This is a genomic window from Streptomyces sp. NPDC096046, assembly GCF_040303285.1.
Taxonomy (GTDB): Bacteria; Actinomycetota; Actinomycetes; order Streptomycetales; family Streptomycetaceae; genus Streptomyces.
Genome location: NZ_JBEOSZ010000083.1, coordinates 1 through 18,468 on the forward strand (window position 1 = coordinate 1; position 18,468 = coordinate 18,468).

Below are 18,468 nucleotides of genomic sequence, written 5' to 3' on the forward strand. Positions count from 1 at the left end.
GCGCAAGCCCAAGTACACCCAGTACGAGGGCTTGCACCCGGCACGCCGAGAGCACGCACCGGACGCCGCTCCTTGACGGGCAAACGTTGCCTGCCTCGGCACTAGCACCTCCTCCGCGTACGACCCCTACGGGTCGGGGGAGAAGCCGAGCCTCCGTGTCATACCCCAGCAGTACACGGAGTTGAGTCCGGGGTCTGACGTATCCGCCTGGCCGATTTGGTCAGATGGACCCTACGGAAATCACCACTCCTCACCTGTTCGGGTGAGAATGGCGGCTCAGGGACGAGTGCGTGCACGACACGGACAGCCGCCGCCGATCACGGAGGTAGGGCACACATGGCACCGTACGCATCCGACGACAGCACGACCGCCGGGCAGGCCGACGAGCAGCGATCCGGGCGGCGCACAGCCGCGCGGTACATCGTCCCGGTCACGGTGATCGGGGTGGCGGCCGCGACGATCGGCCTGGTCCCCGCGCTCGCCGACTCCGGCGACCCCGACCTCCCGAAGATCACCGCCCGGCAACTCATCGAGAAGATCGCCAAGTCCGACGTCGAGCAGCTGTCCGGCACGGTGAAGATCAGCACCGACCTCGGCCTGCCGAACCTCGGCGGGCTGGAGTCCGGCCTGCTGTCCGGTGCCGCGGGCCAGGGCGAGGGCGGCTCCTCCGCCGACCCCACCGCCAAGCTCACCGAACTGGCGTCCGGCACGCACACCCTGCGCGTCGCGGCCGACGGCCCGGACCGGCAGAAGCTGTCACTGCTGGAGAACGCCGCCGAGTACAGCCTCATCCACAACGGCAAGGACGTCTGGGGCTACGACAGCAAGTCCAACGAGGTCTACCACGGCACCTCCGCCGAGAGCCCGGAGCGCGGGAAGGACCAGCGGCCGCCGGCCCTGCCGAAGGACTTCGCCGAGGAGGCCCTGAAGGCGGTCGACGACACGACGTCCGTCACCGTGGACGGCACCGCCCAGGTGGCCGGCCGCGACGCCTACAAGCTGGTCATCGAGCCGAAGCAGTCCGGCTCGACGGTCGGCGCGATCACCGTGGCGGTGGACGCGCAGACCGGCATGCCGCTGAAGTTCACACTCACCCCGGCGAGCGGTGGCGCCGCCGTCGTCGACGCGGGCTTCACGAAGGTCAGCTTCGCCAAGCCGGCCGCCTCGACCTTCGACTTCACCCCGCCCAAGGGCGCGAAGATCACCGAGGAGGAGGACGCCGGCAAGGGCTCCGAGAAGGACTTCGGCAAGGACTTCGGCAAGGACTTCGGCAAGGGCTTCGGCAAGGGCGGGGCGCGCGAGCACGCCCCCAAGGCCGGGGACGGCCCCGCCAAGGGCCTCGACGGCATGAAGACCCTGGGCGAGGGCTGGAACACCATCGCCACCTTCGACACCGGCGGCGAGGGCGTGCCCTCCGGCAAGGCCGGCGGCGACCTCGGCGGCTTCATGGACTCGCTCGGCGACAAGGTCCACGGGAAGTTCGGCTCGGGCACGGTCTTCTCGACCCGCCTGGTCAACGCCCTCATCACCGACGACGGCAAGGTCTACGCGGGCCTGGTCACCAAGGACGCGCTCGTGAAGGCGGCCGACGCCGGGGAGTAGGCCCGTAGGCGTACGGGACGTCGAGAGAACGAGGAAGCCGATGGGCGAACCGTCCGCCACGGAACCGCGGGAGAGTGAGGCGCGGGCCGAGACCGGGGAACCGGTCATCGCCACCCGCGCGCTCACCAAGCGCTACCACGGCGGACAGCTCGCCGTCGACGGTCTCGACCTGACCGTCCCGGCGGGCAGCGTCTTCGGCTTCCTCGGCCCCAACGGCTCCGGCAAGACCACCACCATCCGCATGCTGATGGGCCTCATCGAGCCCACCTCCGGCACGGCCCGGGTCCTGGGGCAGCCCATGCCCCGGGCCACCCGCGCCGTGCTGCCGCACGTCGGCGCCCTCATCGAGGGACCGGCCCTCTACGGCTTCCTCTCCGGCCGCGACAACCTGATCCGCTACGACAGCGCCGACCCGGCCACCGATCCGCGCACCCGCTCGGCCCGGGTCGCCTCGGCCCTGGACCGGGTGGGCCTGACGGCCGCCGGGTCCAAGAAGGCCAAGGCGTACTCCCTGGGCATGAAACAGCGCCTGGGCCTCGCCGCCGCGCTGCTCCGGCCGCGCCGGCTGCTGGTCCTCGATGAGCCGACCAACGGCCTCGATCCGCAGGGCATGCGGGAGATCCGCACCCTGATCCGGGAGCTGGCCTCGGACGGCACGACCGTCTTCCTCTCCTCCCACCTCCTCGACGAGATCGAGCAGGTCTGCTCGCACGCGGCCGTGATGGCGCGGGGCCGGCTGATCACGCAGGGGCCGGTCGCCGAGCTGTCCGCCGGGGCGCGCGGCCGGCTGATGGTGACCACGCCGGACCCGGCGGAGGCGGCACGGGTGCTGAAGGAGCAGGGCGTCGGCGACCTCGTCGTCACCGGCGACCGGGTGACCGGCGAACCACCGCAGCGCGACCTCGCCGAGGTGAACGCCGCACTGGTGACGGCGGGGGTCCGGGTGCGCGGCTTCACGGTCGAACGGGCCTCGCTGGAGGACGCGTTCGTGGCGCTGACCGGGGAGGGCTTCGATGTCGCGGGCTGAAGTCGTGGAATCCGCACGGCCGGTGAGCCGGCTGTGGACCTTCGGGCTGCTGCGCAACGAGCTCGTCACCACCTTCCGGCGCCGGCGCACGCTCGCGCTGCTGGCCGTGCTGGCGGGTGTGCCGATCCTCGTCGGCATCGCCGTCAGAATCGAGACGGGGGACGGTTCGTCGCCCGGCGGCGGGGGCGGCGGAGGTCCGGCCTTCATCGCGCAGATCACCAACAACGGCCTGTTCCTGGTCTTCACCGGCCTGGCCGCCACGCTCCCGTTCTTCCTGCCGATGGCGGTCGGAGTGGTGGCGGGCGACGCGATCGCCGGCGAGGCCCACTCCGGCACGCTCCGCTATCTGCTGGTCGCCCCGGCCGGCCGCAGCCGTCTGCTGCTGACCAAGTACGCGACGGTCGTCGTCTTCTGCCTGGCCGCCACGCTGATGGTCGCCGTATCGGCCCTGGCGGTCGGCGCGTTGCTCTTCCCGCTCGGGGACCTGACGACCCTCTCCGGTACGCGGATCGGCTTCGCCGAGGGCCTGGGCAGGGCCCTGCTGATCGCCCTGGCCGTCGCCGCGTCACTGATCGGAGTCGCCGCGCTCGGCCTGTTCGTGTCGACCCTGACGGGCAGCGGCATCGCGGCGATGGCGACGACGGTCGGCCTGCTGATCACGGTCCAGATCCTCGACCAGATCCCGCAACTGCACGCCCTCCAGCCGTACTTGTTCTCCCACTACTGGCTCTCCTTCGCCGACCTCATGCGCGAGCCGGTCTACTGGGGCGACCTGGTCAAGAACCTCGGCCTCCAGACTCTGTACGCGGCGGTGTTCGGGTCGGCGGCGTGGGCACGCTTCACGGCGAAGGACATCACGGCCTAGTGCCTGCTGCGGCACTGGCTTCGAGCGCCCGCCCCAGGTCACTGTTCGTACCGGAACCGGGCGAGCGGTGCCTCCTGCGTGAAGAAGGTCTTCGCCCGGGTCAGCGCCGCGGTGTCGGTCAGCACGTCACCGGGCTTGCTGCCGTTGCCCAGCAGCACCCCGCCGAAGCGCATCCCCAGGTACGCGGCCGAGTTGTGGAGCGTCCCGACGAGCGGGTCGGCGACCACCTCCTCGGTGTGCGCGAGGGCGGTGACGCCCCACAGGGTGCGCCCGGCCAGGGTCGCCTTGAAGTCGAGGCCCGGCGTGCGCAGCCAGCCCGACCAGTGGTCCAGGTAGCGCTTGGTCTGCGCGGAGACCGAGTACCAGTACAGCGGCGAGACGATCACGATGTCCGTCGCCGCGAGCGTGGCGTCGAGCAGCCGGGCCACGTTGCCTTCGGTCGGCCGGACGTGGTCGCTGTCGTGGCGGAGGTCCTCGAAGTCCGGCGGGGGGAGTTCGGTGAGGTCGATCCACTCCTGTTCGACGTCCGGGGGCAGTTGTTCGGCGGCCCGGCGGGCCAGCAGCTCGGAGTTGCCCTCGGCGCGAGCGCTGCCCAGGACGAAAAGGAAACGGCGGGTCATGGGTGCCCCTCTGGAAACTCGGCGTACGTCAATTACACGCGTGCGCATCATATGCGTACGCAAGTAAATGTGCCAGGGGTGTCCGCCAGGGGTGTCCGTCGGGGCCGTCGGTCAGCCCTCCTCGCGCGCCTCCGCCTCCCGCGCAACCGCCAGCAGAAGCGCCTCCCGCCCGTGCGGAGCCACCAGTTGCAGCCCGGCCGGGCAGCCGTCGTCGCCGATCCCCGCGGGCAGGCTCAGCGCCGGGTGCCCACTGAGATTGAACGCCCAGGTCAGAGCAGTGGAGTAGCGGTCCCCGGGGCCCTCGTGGCCGTGCGGGGCGGTGGGTGACGTCGGTGTCAGCAGCAGATCGGCACCGGCGAACAGGTCCGCGAGCCGCCGGTCGTTCACCGCCCGGATACGGCGGGCCCCGGCCGGGTCGGCACCGGGTGTGCGCAGGGCGAGCCAGGCCGGCCCGGGATCCGCGAGCCGCACCGGCGTGCGCGGCCGTACCAGCCGTAGCACCCCTGCCACCACGAGCCGTTCCACCGCCGCCCGGGCGAGCGCGACGGGCTCCGGGTCGGGCCCCGCGAAACCGAGGTCCGGGGACCAGACGGCGGTGACGGGAAGAGTCACCGCGGCCGGCACCGGCTCCCGGGCCTCCGCACGCCACCACAGCTCCGCGTCCCGCGCCGAGCGGGCGAGCACCCCGCGGACCGTGAGCCCCGTACGATCGCCCGACGGCAGCCGTCCCCGCGTCGTCTTCAGCCCCACCACCCCGCACCACGCCGCCGGGATGCGCACCGACCCGGCCCCGTCGCCACCCGTCGCCAACGGCACCAGCCCGGCCGCCACCGCCGCCGCGGCCCCGGCCGACGAACCGCCCGGCGTACGGTCGGCCCGCCACGGGTTGACGGTCCGGCCCCCGGCTCCGAGCCCCCACGTCTGCCAGGGCGTGCCCGGCCCGGGCACGGACGTCGCCCCCACGGCCACACACCCGGCGGCGAGCAGCGCGTCCGCCGCGCGCAGCCCGTGCCGCCCCTTGACGGCGATCGGCACACCGGCGAGCGGCAGGGACGGGTCCGCACCCCGCCGGTCGAGTCGGGTGTCCACCTCACCCGCCCGCCGCAACGCCTCCTCACCCCACACCTCGACGAACGCGCACAGGTCCGGATCGACCCGCTCGATCCGCTCCAGCGCCGCCGCGACGACGTCTGCCGCACGCAGCGCCCGGGCGCGCACACCCGCCGCGATCTCCCCGGCCGACAGCAGCCGGTCCGGCGGGGGCCGGTCCGACAGCAGCCGGTCCGGCAGGGGCACGGCCGTCAGCGCGCCGCTCCCGTCAGCCGGGCCAGGTCCGCCGACTCGCGCGGCGGGTGGCCCGTCTCGCCGAGCCGCCAGGACGGCACCCACGGCACGCGGTACACGTCGATGACCGACTCCAGGGACCTGACCCGCTGGGCGAGTGGACGTGGCAGCCGGCCCGGGGCGTCCGCCACGAGGACGACGGCGTCCAGGTCGAGACCGGGCGGAGCCTGACCGCGCCGGAAGAGCTCCACCGCTCCGGCGACCGTGTCCAGCCCGGCCGCGTGCGTCCGGGCGACCAGCAGCACCGACGGGGGATCACCGGGCCCGGGCCAGGACCGGCCGCTGTCATGACCGCCGTAGACCGCCACGAGGGTGGAGACACCCGCGCCGCCGTGCGTGCCGACCCAGGAGAAGCGCCGCCCCGCGGCATGGGCGGGCGCGGGCTCCGGCGGCCCCGGCTCCGGCCTGGTCACCGGGCCCCGCAGCCAGATCTCCGGTCCCTGTCGCGTGCCTGTGCGCATGACCCTCTCCTCCCTCGTGCGCCCGGCCCTCACGCTCCGCGGAACGACCCGTGCCGTTGCCCGCGGCCCTTGGGACGAGCCTGTGACACCGCGGTGACGTGAGAAACGGGGGCGAGCGGACACACTCGACAGTAGGTGTACGACGCCCAGTGAGGGGACGATGTCGCGACTCAGCCGCGAGAAGAAGCGGGAACAGAAGCAGGCCGCACGCGCGGCGACCCCGGCGGCGCCGATCGACGTCCATGTCCCCCGGGCCGGAACGGACGCGGGAGGGGCGGCCGGTGGGGTCTCCGACGGTGCCTCCGTCGGAGGGGTGCCGGTCTTCGCGGCTCCTGGTGAGGAGATCCAGCGGGCCGTCCTGAACCGCCTGCACCACATCGCCCTCGCCACCGGCCACCCCGTCCTCGCCACGATCCACGACGAGCGCATCGGCTACGTCGTCCCGCTCCAGGTCGACCCGGACGGCTCCAGCCGCTTCACGGCCGAGCCGGTCGCCACGCCCCCACCGGCGCCCCGGCACGCCGGGGACAATGGGGCCGCCCTCACGCCGCCGGAGCCGCGGCCCGTGCGAGACGACGGCGCCCTTGCGCCACCGCAGCCGCCGCAGCCGCCGCACGCCCCGGGCGGGACGGCGACCCCGACCGAGCCGCAACAGGCCCCCGGCGGAACCGTGATCCCGTCCGGGCCGCAGGACGCCCGGAGTGGCAGTGCCGCGACCCCGCCCGAGCCGCCGCACGCCCCGTCCGCCCCGAGTGACAGCGCCACGCATGTGTTGCGCCCCGCGCACGAGTCCGGCCGGGACACGGCCCCGACGTTCCGGCTCCGGGCGGTGCCCGAGCCGCAGCCGGTCGATGAACCCGTACCGACGTTCGAGCTGCGAGCCGTGCCGGGGTCGGCGGATTCCGTGCCGGACGACGCTCCGCCGGCCCCGGGGACGGCGACGCCACCCGGCACCGTCGCGCCGCCCACCGGCGCGTTCGGCCCGCCCCCGCCCATGGACGCCAGGCCGCTCCCCGTCCCGGAGGCCCGCCCGGCTCCGCGACGTGTACCGGTCTCCGAAGAGGCCCTGATCGCTGCCGAATCCGATCTCAAGCCCACACCCCCGCGCGGTTTCGACGCCGTAGCGGAGGCCGTGCTCGGGGACGAGCCCCTCACCGCCCCGGGCGATCCCGCCGCGCCCGCGCTCCTGGCGGAGCCCGTCGCGCGGATCAACGAGGCGGTGAAGGAGGGCCGGATCGACACGGCCGCCGCTCTGGCGGAGCAGACCGTCGCGCAGGCGTCGGGGACGCTGGGGCCGGAACACCCCGAGGTGCTCCGGCTGCGCGAACTCACCGCGTACATCGCCTACCTGGCGGGCGACCCGGTCCGCGCCTGCCGGCTGTCGCTCGACCTGGCCGGTGCCCACCGCCGGGCCGGCGACGCGGAGGCCGCCTACGGCAACGTGGAGAGCGCGGCCACCGCCTGGCGCGCGGTGCGCGACCCGGCGCGGGGGCTGGAGCTGGGGCGCGACCTGATCGGCCTGTGGACGGAGCTCGCCGCCGAGGGCGGTCCGGCCGCCGAGGAGGTCGAGCAACTGGAGTCGGCCCGCGCCCGCATGGGCCGTCTCACCGAACGCGCCGCCCGCAACCCGTAGGCGCCCGCCCCGGGGGGGGGCTACTCCGACAGCTCCCACACCGCGTACGCGAGGGCGTCGCTGTTGCGGTTCAGGGCGATGTCGTTGATGTTGGCGGTGGTGTCGCAGGAGGAGTGGTAGCAGCGGTCGAAGGCCCGCCCCGCCGTGCCGCCCCACTTGGCCGCCTGCGCCGCCGTCATCGTCCGGCTCGCCCCCGTGAACAGGCCGCCCACCGGCACGCCCGCGCTCTTGAACGGCGCGTGGTCGGAGCGGCCGTCGCCCTCGGTCTCGATCTCGGTCGGAACGCCGATGCCGCCGAAGTAGTCCTTGAAGGTCTTCTCGATCGCCGGGTCGTCGTCGTAGACGAAGTAGCCGGGGTTCGGCGAGCCGATCATGTCGAAGTTCAGGTAGGCGCTGATCCTGGAACGGTCGCCGCTCGCCAGCCGGTTGACGTAGTAGCGGGAGCCGACCAGGCCGAGTTCCTCCGCCCCCCACCAGGCGAACCGCAGATGCTTGGTGGGCTTGTACTGCGCCCGGGACACGGACAGTGCGGTCTCCAGGACGGCGGCCGAGCCGGAGCCGTTGTCGTTGATGCCGGGCCCCGAGGAGACGCTGTCGAGGTGCGAGCCGGCCATGACGACCTGGTTCGCGTCGCCGCCCGGCCAGTCGGCGATCAGGTTGTAGCCGGTGCGGCCGGAGGCGGTGAACTGCTGGACCGTGGTGGTGTATCCGGCCGCGTCCAGCCTGGCCTTCATGTAGTCGAGCGAGGCCTTGTAGCCGGCCCGGCCGTGCGCCCGGTTGCCGCCGTTGGCGGTGGCTATGGACTGGAGCTGGGACAGGTGGGCCTTGACGTTCGCCACGGGTATGTCCGGCGCGGCGGCCGCTCTGGAGGGAGCGGAGGGCGCGGCGTCGGCCACGGCACCGCCGGTCAGAAGCATGGCTGTTGCCATGCCGCCGGCCGCGACGGCGCGCGCGGAAACGGAGAGCTTCATGTGGGGGCTCCGGATTCCGTCGGGAAGCCCGTGGGGTGTCCACGGGCCGCCCACAGTGAATGGGGTGCCTGGATGGTGAAGCTGGTACTGACTCTCCGTCAAGGTAGCTATTCGGCCAGAGCGTTACGGAGTGCGGGCCTCCGGCGCCCCGGTCACTGCACGCAGAACTCGTTCCCCTCCGGGTCCGCCATCACGACCCATGCACCGCCCTGCTCCTTCACCCGCCGCAGCGTGCTCGCCCCGAGCCCCTCCAGCCGTGCGACCTCCTCCTCGCGCCGCCCCTCGCCCGGGTGCAGATCGAGGTGCAGCCGGTTCTTGGCCGTCTTCGCCTCCGGCACCCGCTGGAACAGCAGCCGCCGCCCCAGCCCGGTCCCGCTCTCCTCGTCGAACGGGTCCTCGGGGTGCCGTACGGCGATCAGATCCCGGAAGGCGCGGCGGCCGTGGAAGTCGACCGTGGCTTCCTGAGGCAGGGCGCCGAAGCCGAGCAGCTTCCCGATCAGGGCGCTGTTGTCCTCGACCTCGTAGTGGAGGGCGGCCGCCCAGAAGTCGGCCTGCGCGTGCGGGTCATCGGCGTCGATGACGAGTTTCCAGTGCACGGGAGCGGGGGAGGGCGGTGTCTGCGTCATGTAACCACTTATATTGGTTAGGTGAGTGGACGCGCAGGGGAAACGCCGGAACGACCACCCGGTCTGACGCTGGTCTCGCACGAGGGCAAGCCCTACCGCTTCGCCCCGGGCATCCTGTGCCTGGAGCTGACGGCGACGGGCGGCCCCGGGGCCTTCGCCCGCTGGGAGGTGCTGCACGAGCCCTCCGACCTGGTCACCTGGGCCGCGCGCAGCCGGCTTCCGGACGGGCTCGACCTCACCGTCTCCGTTGCGGAACTGGAACTGGTGCGCGCCCTGCGCGACGCCGTGTTCCTGCTCGCCGCCGGTCGCGCCCACGGCCACCCCTTGGAGCCGGCCCACCTGGACGTCGTCAACACCGCCGCTGCCGGGCCCCCGCTCACCGCCCGCATCGAGCCCGGCGGCATCCGCTCCTGGGCGCCCGGCGCCACCGGCGCCCACCTGCTCTCCACCGTCGCCCGCGACGCGATCGACCTGTTCACCGGTCCGTTCGCGGACCGGATCCGCGAGTGCGGCGCCCACGACTGCCACCTGCTCTTCGTCGACACCTCCCGCCCGGGCCGCCGCCGCTGGTGCGCGATGGAGCACTGCGGGAACCGCGAGAAGGTCCGGGCACACCGCGCCCGCCACGCCCCTGCGAAGCCGTAGCCTCCGCGGCGTGCGCGACGCGGGAGTCGTACGCGGTCCCGGGCCGCCGCGATCTCCTCGTGGTGCTCTACGGGCCGCCGACGCTCGCGGCGACGGACGGGGACGCGGGGTCGGAGCAGGGCCTGGCCGGCGGGCTGCCGGCCACCGCCACCCGGTTCGGTTCGGCGATCGGCGGCTCGGCGGTGGCCGCGCTCTACGGCCTGGCGTCCACCGGGTCCGGCCCCGCGGCCACGCTGTCGGCGTTCCGCGCGGCGCTGACCGTGCCGGTCGCCCTGGTGGCGCCGGGCACGCTGATCTCGTCGGTGAGGGTGCGCGAGGCCCGGCGCGCGGCGCGCAAGGCGTCCCAGGTGAGCAGCGTCAACGCCAGCCACACCAGCGTGAACCCGGCCCAGCGCTCCGGCGGCATCTCCTCGTGGAAGTAGAGGATGCCGAGCAGGAACTGGAGGACGGGCGTCGAGTACTGCAGCAGGCCGATGGTGGACAGGGGCACACGGATGGCGGCCGCGCCGAAGCAGACCAGGGGGAGCGCGGTGACGATACCGGCCGAGGCGAGCAGGGCCGCGTGCCCCGCACCCTCGGCGGCGAAGGTGGAGTCGCCCCGCGTGGTCAGCCACGCCAGGAAGCCCAGAGCGGGCAGGAACTGGATCGCGGTCTCGGCGGCCAGCGACTCGATGCCGCCGAGGCCCACCTTCTTCTTCACCAGCCCGTACGTGGCGAAGGAGAACGCGAGGCAGAGGGAGATCCACGGGGGCCGGCCGTAGCCGATGGTCAGTACGACGACGGCGGCGCATCCGGTGCCGACCGCCGCCCACTGCACCGGCCGCAGCCGCTCCTTCAGCAGAAGCACGCCGATCGCGATGGTGACCAGCGGGTTGATGAAGTACCCGAGCGAGGCCTCGACCACGTGCCCGGAGTTCACGGACCAGATGTACAGGCCCCAGTTGACGGTGATGACCGCCGCGGCGACCGTGATCAGCGCCAGTTTGCGCGGCTGCCGCAGCAGCTCACCGGCCCAGGCCCAGCGGCGCAGCACGAGCAGGGCGGCGCCCACGAAGACCAGCGACCACACCATCCGGTGGGCCAGGATCTCCACCGCGCCGGCCGGCTTCAGCAGGGGCCAGAACAGGGGGACGAGCCCCCACATCCCGTAGGCCGCGAAGCCGTTCAGCAGTCCTATGTGCCGCTCACCCCTCGGCTTGCCGGTCACGGGCCCCTCCTTCGCGCCTGGCGTGTGTCCGCGTCCCCGACGGTAACGCCGAGCGCCCCCGGCTGTCATGCCCGTATCGGCATACGGTCATGACATCCCGGGGGGTGAGGGAATGGGGCGGGGCGTCAGCTCTTGAGGGCGGCCGCGATCGCCTCGGAGAACGGGGTGGTCGGGCGGCCGGTCAGACGGGACAGGTCACCGGTGGACACGACCAGCTCGCCCTTCTCGATGGCGGCGTCGACACCCGCGAGGATCTGCGCGAACGGCTCGGGCAGGCCCGCGCCGGTCAGGATGCCGACGAGGGCTTCGGGGGAGACGGCGCGGTAGGCGATCTCCTTGCCGGTCTGCCGGCTCAGCTCGGCCGCGTACTCGGCGAAGCTCCACGCGGTGTCGCCGCCCAGCTCGTACGTCTTGTTCTCGTGTCCCTCGCCGGTCAGTACCGCGACGGCGGCAGCGGCGTAGTCGGCACGGGCGGCGGAGGAGACCTTGCCCTCGCCGGCGGCGGCGACGACCGCGTTGTGCTCCAGCACCGGGGCGAGGTTCTCGGTGTAGTTCTCGTGGTACCAGCCGTTGCGCAGCAGCGCGTAGGGCACATCGGAGTCCAGCAGGAGCTCCTCGGTGCCGCGGTGGTCGTCGGCGAGCGCGGCGGTCAGGCTGCTGGGGGCGCTCGTGTAGGCGAGCAGGGCGACACCGGCGGCCTTGGCGGCGTCGATGACCACCTGGTGCTGCCGCACGCGGCCCTTGTCGAACTCGTTGCCGGAGATCAGCAGCACCTTGTCGCCGGCGGCGAAGAGGCCGTCGAAGGAGGCGGGGGTGTTGTAGTCGGCGACCGCGATCCGCACACCGCGGGCCGCGAAGTCGGCGGCCTTCTCCGCGGTGCGGACGACCGCGGTGATCTGCTCGGCGGGGACCTTCTCCAGCAACTGCTCCACGACGTGACGGCCGAGGTGTCCGGTGGCTCCGGTGACGACGATGCTCATGGTGGGGTCTCTCCTTGTGGGGTGCGTTGACACTAACCCTAGGAGATGCGCTAACTATTGGAAAGTACCCACTTTGAAGTAAGGTACTGGCATGACGGTAAGTAAGAGTGTGGGCGACCTCCAGGCGATGTGCCCCCACCGGCTGGTCCTGGAGCACGTCACCAGCCGCTGGGGCGTGCTCGTCCTGATCGAGCTCCTGGAACGCACGTACCGCTTCAGCGAGCTGCGCCGCGCGATCGGCGCCGGTGGCAGGGGCGTCAGCGAGAAGATGCTCACCCAGACCCTGCAGACCCTGGAGCGCGACGGCCTCGTCCACCGCGACGCCAAGGCCGTCATCCCCCCGCGCGTCGACTACTCCCTCACCGACCTGGGCCGCGAGGCCGCCGAGCAGGTCCGGGGCCTCGCGGCGTGGACGCACCAGCGCATGGACGAGGTGGAGAAGGCCCGCCGGGCGTACGACGAGGCCCGGGCCGCGTCTTAGGGGCCCTTTCACTATGCCCGTCCGGGTCGCGCGGCCTGGCACCGCACCTCGCCGCGTTGCCGAAACGCCCTGGTAGCTCCGCTACGAGGGCCCGGCGCCTTGCGATGCACGGCACCGGACCACGTGCCCTGATCGGACGCTCATAGTGAAAGGACCCCTTAGACGGCCCGGGCCCCGAGGGTGCCTTTCGGCGGCGTCAGCCGACGACCGTCCAGGTGTCGCCGCCAGCCAGCAGTGCGGCCAGGTCGCCCTTGCCGTGCTGCTCGATCGCCGTGTCGAGCTGGTCGGCCATCTGCGTGTCGTAGACGGGCCGGTCGACCGAGCGCAGGACACCGATCGGGGTGTGGTGCAGGGTGTCCGGGTCGGCGAGGCGGGACAACGCGAACGCCGTCGTCGGGGACGGGGAGTGCGCGTCGTGGACGAGCACCCGGTCCTCGTTGTCCGGCGTCACGGCGACCACCTTCAGATCACCGGTGAGCGGGTCGCGCACGACACCTTTGGCCAGTCCCCCACTCTCGGCTTCGCTCGAGCGGGAGGTGCCCCCAGCGCCGAAGCGGATCGGCTTGCCGTGCTCCAGGCGGATCACGGCCTCCTCGGCCTGCCGCTTGTCCTTCAGCGCGTCGAAGGCGCCGTCGTTGAAGATGTTGCAGTTCTGGTAGATCTCGATCAGGGCGGTGCCCTGGTGGGCGGCGGCCTGGCGCAGCACCTCGGTCAGGTGCTTGCGGTCGGAGTCCACCGTCCGTGCCACGAACGACGCCTCGGCGCCGATGGCCAGCGACACCGGGTTGAAGGGCGCGTCCAGCGAACCCATCGGCGTCGACTTGGTGATCTTCCCGACTTCGGAGGTCGGGGAGTACTGGCCCTTGGTCAGACCGTAGATCCGGTTGTTGAACAGCAGGATCTTGAGGTTGACGTTGCGGCGCAGCGCGTGGATCAGATGGTTGCCGCCGATGGACAGCGCGTCGCCGTCACCGGTGACCACCCACACCGACAGGTCGCGGCGGGAGCCGGCCAGCCCTGTGGCGATGGCCGGGGCACGGCCGTGGATGGAGTGCATCCCGTAGGTGTTCATGTAGTACGGGAAACGGGACGAGCAGCCGATGCCCGAGACGAAGACGATGTTCTCCTTCGCCAGCCCCAGCTCGGGCATGAAGCCCTGCACCGCCGCCAGGATGGCGTAGTCACCGCAACCCGGGCACCAGCGCACCTCCTGATCCGACTTGAAGTCCTTCATCGACTGCTTGCCCTCGGCCTTGGGGACCAGGGACAGCGCCTCGACGGTGCCCGTGCCGTGCGTGGACGTCTCAGCCATCGATGGCCTCCTTCAGAGCCGCGGCGAGCTGCTCCGCCTTGAACGGCATGCCGTTGACCTGGTTGTACGAGTGGGCGTCGACCAGGTACTTCGCCCGGATGAGCGTGGCGAGCTGCCCGAGGTTCATCTCGGGGATCACCACCTTGTCGTAACGCTCCAGTACGGAGCCCAGATTCCGCGGGAAGGGGTTGAGGTGGCGCAGGTGCGCCTGCGCGACGGACTCCCCGGCCCGGCGCAGCCGCCGCACCGCCGCGGTGATCGGGCCGTACGTCGAGCCCCAGCCGAGCACGAGGGTGCGGGCGCCGTCCGGGTCGTCGACCTCGATGTCGGGGACGTCGATGCCGTCGATCTTGGCCTGGCGGGTGCGGACCATGAAGTCGTGGTTGGCCGGGTCGTAGGAGATGTTCCCGGTGCCGTCCTGCTTCTCGATGCCGCCGATGCGGTGCTCCAGACCCGGCGTGCCCGGAATCGCCCACGGGCGGGCCAGGGTGTGCGGGTCGCGCTTGTAGGGCCAGAACACCTCCGCACCGTCGTCGAGCGTGTGGTTGGGGCCCTGCGCGAACCGCACGCGCAGGTCGGGCAGTTCTTCGAGGTCCGGGATGCGCCAGGGCTCGGAGCCGTTGGCCAGATACCCGTCGGACAGCAGGAACACCGGCGTGCGGTACGTCAGCGCGATCCGCGCCGCCTCCAGCGCGGCGTCGAAGCAGTCCGCCGGGGTGCGCGGGGCGACCACCGGGACCGGAGCCTCGCCGTTGCGCCCGAACATCGCCTGCAGCAGGTCAGCCTGCTCGGTCTTGGTCGGCAGACCGGTGGAGGGCCCACCGCGCTGGATGTCCACGATCAGCAGCGGCAGTTCCAGGGAGACCGCCAGACCGATGGTCTCCGACTTCAGCGCCACCCCCGGCCCGGACGTCGTCGTCACCGCCAGCGAACCGCCGAACGCGGCCCCCAGCGCCGCGCCGATCCCGGCGATCTCGTCCTCCGCCTGGAACGTGCGCACGCCGAAGTTCTTGTGCCGGCTCAGCTCGTGCAGGATGTCCGACGCCGGAGTGATCGGGTACGACCCCAGATACAACGGCAGATCCGCCTGCCGCGAGGCGGCGATCAGCCCGTAGGACAGGGCGAGGTTGCCGGAGATGTTGCGGTACACACCCGGCGGGAACGCCGTCGCCGCCGGCGCGACCTCATAGGAGACCGCGAAGTCCTCCGTCGTCTCACCGAAGTTCCAGCCCGCCCGGAACGCGGCGATGTTCGCCGCCGCGATGTCGGGCTTCTTCGCGAACTTCGCCTTCAGGAACTTCTCCGTGCCCTCGGTGGGCCGGTGGTACATCCAGCTCAGCAGGCCCAGCGCGAACATGTTCTTGCTGCGCTCGGCCTCCTTGCGGGTGAGGTCGAACTCCTTCAGCGCCTCGACCGTGAGCGTGGTCAGCGGCACCGGGTGCAGGTGGTAGCCGTCCAGTGACCCGTCCTCCAGCGGGGACGTCTCGTAGCCGACCTTCTGCATCGCCCGCCTGGTGAACTCGTCCGTGTTGACGATCACCTCCGCGCCACGCGGCAGGTCGCCGATGTTCGCCTTCAGCGCGGCCGGGTTCATCGCCACCAGTACGTTCGGCGCATCACCCGGCGTGAGGATGTCGTGGTCGGCGAAATGCAACTGGAACGACGACACACCCGGCAGGGTCCCGGCGGGCGCCCTGATCTCGGCCGGGAAGTTCGGCAGGGTCGACAGGTCGTTCCCGAACGACGCGGTCTCCGAGGTGAAACGGTCACCGGTGAGCTGCATACCGTCACCCGAGTCCCCCGCGAACCTGATGATCACCCGGTCCAGGCGACGGACATCCTTCGCGCCCGCCGCTTTGCGCTGCTCTCCTACGACTGCTCCGTCGGCCTGCTCCGCTGGGCTACTGACCTGGCTGGTCACTGAACTGGACCTCCCTAGAGGCGGCTGTCCGGGAGAGGCCATGCCGCAGGCCCTCCCAGGATCAACCCTACGACCGCAAGGGTCGCCTTCCTCGGGTCATTCGCATCTTGGACACGACTTTGAGATGATTACGTGCCCGGACTTGTCCGGATTTTCCACACGCCTCACATCGAGGTGTGTCAGGAGGTGTGTCAGGAGTTGAGGTACGTCAGCACCGCCAGCACCCTGCGGTGGTCTCCCTCGCTCGGGGACAGCCCCAGCTTCAGGAAGATGTTGCTGACGTGCTTCTCGACCGCCCCGTCGCTCACCACGAGCTGCCGCGCGATCGCCGAGTTCGTCCGCCCCTCGGCCATCAGCCCCAGCACCTCACGTTCCCTCGGGGTGAGCCCCGCGAGCACGTCCTGCTTACGGCTGCGGCCCAGCAGCTGCGCGACCACCTCCGGGTCGAGCGCCGTACCGCCCTCCGCCACCCGCACCACGGCGTCCACGAACTCCCGCACCTCGGCGACCCGGTCCTTCAGCAGATAACCGACACCCCGGCTGGACCCGGCCAGCAGCTCCGTGGCGTAACGCTCCTCCACGTACTGCGACAGCACCAGCACCCCGAGCTCCGGGTGGGCCTTGCGCAGCTGCACCGCCGCCCGCACTCCCTCGTCCGTGTGCGTCGGCGGCATCCGCACATCCGCCACGACCACGTCCGGCAGCTCGCCCTGCGCGTCCAGCTCGGTGATGGTCTTGATCAGAGCCTCACCGTCACCCACACCGGCGACGACGTCGTGCCCCCGGTCGGTCAGCAACCGGGTCAGGCCCTCCCTGAGCAGCACTGAATCCTCGGCGATGACCACCCGCACCCTGTCCTCCACGATGTTCGGCCCCCCACAGCCCGATGCCGCCCGTCCGCGGCCCACAACGGCTCCGCGCCCACCCGTGCGACGGGTCCAGCATTTCAGGGTCGGGGGGTGTATGGGGACGGGACCGGCTTCTTGACCGGCCGAACCGGCCGAACGGGAGGTGGGGAAGGCTCCGGGGCCAGAGGTGCTCCGGGGCCAGAGGTGAACACCTCTGGCCCGTCACGGATCAGGGGGCCCGGCCCCCGCGGCGGTCAGCGCACGTGCGCCCCCCGCCACGGCAACTCCGCGGTCACCCGGGTCGGACCGCCCGCCGGCGAGTCCACCACCAGGATCCCGTCCACCGCGTCGAGCCGTTCCGCCAGCCCCGCGAGTCCCGACCCCTGCGCCGTGTCGGCCCCGCCCACGCCGTTGTCCACGACCTGCAGCATCAGCCGGTTCTCCGTCCGCCACACCTCGACGCCCGCCCAGGTGGCCCGGGCGTGCTTGCTGACGTTCTGGAGCAGCTCCGACACCGTGAAGTACGCGATCCCCTCGATCGCTGGCGCCGGCCGTTCCGCCAGGTCGACCTCGACCCGCACGGGCACCGTGCAGCGCGAGGCGACCGACGACAGGGCCGCGTCCAGCCCCCGGTCGGTCAGGACCGCCGGATGGATCCCCCGGGCGAGGTCCCGCAGCTCCTGGAGGGCCGTCTTCACCTCTCCGTGTGCCTCGTCCACCATCCGCGCGGCCGTCTCGGGGTCCTCGTGCAGTTTCTCCTTCGTCAGCCCCAGATCCATCGCCAGCGCCACCAGCCGGGCCTGCGCCCCGTCGTGCAGATCCCGTTCGATGCGCCGCAGGTCGGCCGCCGCCGTGTCCACCACGACCCCCCGGTCCGACTCCAGCTCCACCACCCGCGAGACCAGCCGCGACGGCCCGAGCAGCCCGTGCACCAGCAGCCGGTCCACCATCGTCAGCGCCCGCACGATCCACGGCGTGGCGATCGTGAACAGCAGCCCCACCAGCGCGGTCACCGTGATCTCGAACGGGTTGTCCAGGTAGATCCGGTACGCCTCGTCGCCGTACAGCTGGACGCCGTCCTGCCCGGCATACATGGGGAAGACCCAGAACCACAGCGGATACGTCAGCAGCGCCCACCCCAGCACCCAGACGTTCACGGCGACGACGAACGAGAACACCGCCCAGGGCAGCTGAAGCACCGCGTACAGCAGCGCCCGCCACGAGGCGCCGCTCTTGAGGACGGCCCCCATCCACGCGAGCGCCCCCGCCTTCCTCACCCGCAGCGGCTCCGGCTCATCCACCTCCAGACCCAGCAGGGCCCGTGCCCGCGTCCGCTCCATCGCGCCGAAGCCGCGGCACCCGGCGAGAGCCGCCGCCAGCACCGGGATGCCCAGGAACGTGACCAGCAGGCCCGCCCCCAGCGACACCATCGTGACCGCGTAGGTGAACAGCAGGATGCTGATCGGCAGGCTGAGCAGCACATGGGCGAGCTCGCGCCAGGTGCGGCCCTCGACCGGCGCCCGCAGCGCGGCGGGCAGCCGGTGCCGCCGTTCGGTGCTCCCGGGGAACCCGGACCCGCTGTCGAGCCCGTATCCCTGTCCGTACTCCGTGGCCATCGGCGTCGTCCTTCTCCTCGTCCTGCGGCTGTGCTCCCGTATCTCCACCCTGCTCCGCCGCAGGTCGCCGGACCATGGAGTCCGTCGGCGTCTGTGGTGGGGGGTTTTCCCTACCTGTGGCCCTGTGGCCCTGTGGCCCTACGGACCTATGGCCCGGTGGTCTCCGGTCCACCGGGGTGCGGCCTGTGGGGCTGCGGGCCGGTGGTGTTCGGCCGGGTTGGGCCGCGGTTCGGTGGTGTGCGGCGGGGTTGGGCCGCGGTTCGGTGGTGTGCGGCGGGGTTGGGCCGCGGTTCGGTGGTGTGCGGCGGG

The 18,468-nt window shown here is 72.1% G+C and carries 17 protein-coding genes; 6 read left to right on the forward strand and 11 right to left on the reverse strand.

The annotated features are described in order from the left end of the window. Nucleotides 1-336: 336 nt before the first annotated feature. From ABTX62_RS36480 to ABTX62_RS36490, 3 genes are read left to right on the forward strand one after another with little or no spacing between them, the layout of a single operon-like run. A complete protein-coding gene (locus ABTX62_RS36480; RefSeq protein ID WP_352120204.1) occupies nt 337-1,602 on the forward strand; it encodes a LolA family protein in 1,266 nt (421 codons plus the stop codon). A 40-nt stretch (nt 1,603-1,642) separates the two neighbouring features. Then, nucleotides 1,643-2,629 carry an ABC transporter ATP-binding protein gene (locus tag ABTX62_RS36485; RefSeq protein WP_352120205.1) on the forward strand — a complete coding sequence of 329 codons (987 nt, stop codon included), beginning with the start codon at nt 1,643-1,645 and terminating at the stop codon, nt 2,627-2,629. Further along, entirely contained in the window at nt 2,616-3,494 is an 879-nt protein-coding gene (locus ABTX62_RS36490) for an ABC transporter permease (protein WP_352120206.1), read from the forward strand. Before ABTX62_RS36485 ends, ABTX62_RS36490 begins: the two co-directional genes overlap by 14 nt. A 38-nt stretch (nt 3,495-3,532) precedes the next feature. Here ABTX62_RS36490 and ABTX62_RS36495 read toward each other — a convergent pair whose 3' ends face one another. The 3 genes from ABTX62_RS36495 to ABTX62_RS36505 form a co-directional block, all read right to left on the reverse strand. Further along, the gene (locus ABTX62_RS36495; RefSeq protein WP_352120207.1) at nt 3,533-4,114 is read right to left on the reverse strand and encodes a flavodoxin family protein; all 582 of its coding nucleotides are present in this window, start codon (nt 4,112-4,114) and stop codon (nt 3,533-3,535) included. Nucleotides 4,115-4,225: 111 nt separating this feature from the next. Continuing rightward, nucleotides 4,226-5,404, reverse strand: a complete 1,179-nt coding sequence (locus tag ABTX62_RS36500; RefSeq protein ID WP_352120219.1) for an amidase — start codon at nt 5,402-5,404, stop codon at nt 4,226-4,228. 11 nt (nt 5,405-5,415) lie between these two features. After that, the gene (locus tag ABTX62_RS36505) at nt 5,416-5,919 is read right to left on the reverse strand and encodes a DUF6668 family protein (protein ID WP_352120208.1); all 504 of its coding nucleotides are present in this window, start codon (nt 5,917-5,919) and stop codon (nt 5,416-5,418) included. A gap of 160 nt (nt 5,920-6,079) precedes the next feature. Here ABTX62_RS36505 and ABTX62_RS36510 point away from each other — a divergent pair, with 160 nt between their 5' ends. After that, nucleotides 6,080-7,552, forward strand: coding sequence for a tetratricopeptide repeat protein (locus tag ABTX62_RS36510; RefSeq protein WP_352120209.1), 1,473 nt, complete (start codon nt 6,080-6,082; stop codon nt 7,550-7,552). Between the two features lie 20 nt (nt 7,553-7,572). On the opposite strand, the gene ABTX62_RS36515 is transcribed toward ABTX62_RS36510, so the two are convergent. Together ABTX62_RS36515 and ABTX62_RS36520 are read right to left on the reverse strand one after the other, a co-directional pair. Beyond that, a complete protein-coding gene (locus ABTX62_RS36515) occupies nt 7,573-8,523 on the reverse strand; it encodes a M28 family metallopeptidase (protein WP_352120210.1) in 951 nt (316 codons plus the stop codon). A gap of 152 nt (nt 8,524-8,675) precedes the next feature. Continuing rightward, nucleotides 8,676-9,149, reverse strand: coding sequence for a VOC family protein (locus ABTX62_RS36520; protein ID WP_352120211.1), 474 nt, complete (start codon nt 9,147-9,149; stop codon nt 8,676-8,678). A 21-nt stretch (nt 9,150-9,170) separates the two neighbouring features. Between ABTX62_RS36520 and ABTX62_RS36525 the strand changes: the two genes are divergently transcribed. After that, nucleotides 9,171-9,794 carry a CGNR zinc finger domain-containing protein gene (locus ABTX62_RS36525; protein WP_352120212.1) on the forward strand — a complete coding sequence of 208 codons (624 nt, stop codon included), beginning with the start codon at nt 9,171-9,173 and terminating at the stop codon, nt 9,792-9,794. A gap of 193 nt (nt 9,795-9,987) precedes the next feature. On the opposite strand, the gene rarD is transcribed toward ABTX62_RS36525, so the two are convergent. Then, the gene (gene rarD / locus ABTX62_RS36530) at nt 9,988-11,001 is read right to left on the reverse strand and encodes an EamA family transporter RarD (RefSeq protein ID WP_352120213.1); all 1,014 of its coding nucleotides are present in this window, start codon (nt 10,999-11,001) and stop codon (nt 9,988-9,990) included. Nucleotides 11,002-11,126: 125 nt separating this feature from the next. Continuing rightward, a complete protein-coding gene (locus ABTX62_RS36535) occupies nt 11,127-11,981 on the reverse strand; it encodes an SDR family oxidoreductase (protein ID WP_352120214.1) in 855 nt (284 codons plus the stop codon). Between the two features lie 91 nt (nt 11,982-12,072). Between ABTX62_RS36535 and ABTX62_RS36540 the strand changes: the two genes are divergently transcribed. Next, nucleotides 12,073-12,462, forward strand: coding sequence for a winged helix-turn-helix transcriptional regulator (locus tag ABTX62_RS36540; protein WP_352120215.1), 390 nt, complete (start codon nt 12,073-12,075; stop codon nt 12,460-12,462). A gap of 196 nt (nt 12,463-12,658) precedes the next feature. On the opposite strand, the gene ABTX62_RS36545 is transcribed toward ABTX62_RS36540, so the two are convergent. The 4 genes from ABTX62_RS36545 to ABTX62_RS36560 form a co-directional block, all read right to left on the reverse strand. Then, on the reverse strand, nt 12,659-13,774 hold the full coding sequence (locus tag ABTX62_RS36545) for a 2-oxoacid:ferredoxin oxidoreductase subunit beta (protein ID WP_352120216.1): 1,116 nt from the start codon (nt 13,772-13,774) through the stop codon (nt 12,659-12,661). Continuing rightward, the gene (locus tag ABTX62_RS36550; RefSeq protein ID WP_352120217.1) at nt 13,767-15,695 is read right to left on the reverse strand and encodes a 2-oxoacid:acceptor oxidoreductase subunit alpha; all 1,929 of its coding nucleotides are present in this window, start codon (nt 15,693-15,695) and stop codon (nt 13,767-13,769) included. Before ABTX62_RS36550 ends, ABTX62_RS36545 begins: the two co-directional genes overlap by 8 nt. A 191-nt stretch (nt 15,696-15,886) precedes the next feature. Further along, the gene (locus ABTX62_RS36555) at nt 15,887-16,546 is read right to left on the reverse strand and encodes a LuxR C-terminal-related transcriptional regulator (RefSeq protein WP_352120220.1); all 660 of its coding nucleotides are present in this window, start codon (nt 16,544-16,546) and stop codon (nt 15,887-15,889) included. Nucleotides 16,547-16,797: 251 nt separating this feature from the next. After that, nucleotides 16,798-18,159, reverse strand: coding sequence for a sensor histidine kinase (locus ABTX62_RS36560; protein ID WP_352120218.1), 1,362 nt, complete (start codon nt 18,157-18,159; stop codon nt 16,798-16,800). Nucleotides 18,160-18,468 lie beyond the last annotated feature (309 nt).

Excerpts from the sequence above, each read along its gene's own strand:
- ABTX62_RS36480 (WP_352120204.1), top strand. The coding sequence starts at position 337 with ATGGCACCGTACGCATCCGACGACAGCACGACCGCCGGGCAGGCCGAC.
- ABTX62_RS36485 (WP_352120205.1), top strand. The coding sequence starts at position 1,643 with ATGGGCGAACCGTCCGCCACGGAACCGCGGGAGAGTGAGGCGCGGGCC.
- ABTX62_RS36490 (WP_352120206.1), top strand. The coding sequence starts at position 2,616 with ATGTCGCGGGCTGAAGTCGTGGAATCCGCACGGCCGGTGAGCCGGCTG.
- ABTX62_RS36495 (WP_352120207.1), bottom strand. The coding sequence starts at position 4,114 with ATGACCCGCCGTTTCCTTTTCGTCCTGGGCAGCGCTCGCGCCGAGGGC.
- ABTX62_RS36505 (WP_352120208.1), bottom strand. The coding sequence starts at position 5,919 with ATGCGCACAGGCACGCGACAGGGACCGGAGATCTGGCTGCGGGGCCCG.
- ABTX62_RS36510 (WP_352120209.1), top strand. The coding sequence starts at position 6,080 with ATGTCGCGACTCAGCCGCGAGAAGAAGCGGGAACAGAAGCAGGCCGCA.
- ABTX62_RS36515 (WP_352120210.1), bottom strand. The coding sequence starts at position 8,523 with ATGAAGCTCTCCGTTTCCGCGCGCGCCGTCGCGGCCGGCGGCATGGCA.
- ABTX62_RS36520 (WP_352120211.1), bottom strand. The coding sequence starts at position 9,149 with ATGACGCAGACACCGCCCTCCCCCGCTCCCGTGCACTGGAAACTCGTC.
- ABTX62_RS36535 (WP_352120214.1), bottom strand. The coding sequence starts at position 11,981 with ATGAGCATCGTCGTCACCGGAGCCACCGGACACCTCGGCCGTCACGTC.
- ABTX62_RS36540 (WP_352120215.1), top strand. The coding sequence starts at position 12,073 with ATGACGGTAAGTAAGAGTGTGGGCGACCTCCAGGCGATGTGCCCCCAC.
- ABTX62_RS36545 (WP_352120216.1), bottom strand. The coding sequence starts at position 13,774 with ATGGCTGAGACGTCCACGCACGGCACGGGCACCGTCGAGGCGCTGTCC.
- ABTX62_RS36560 (WP_352120218.1), bottom strand. The coding sequence starts at position 18,159 with ATGGCCACGGAGTACGGACAGGGATACGGGCTCGACAGCGGGTCCGGG.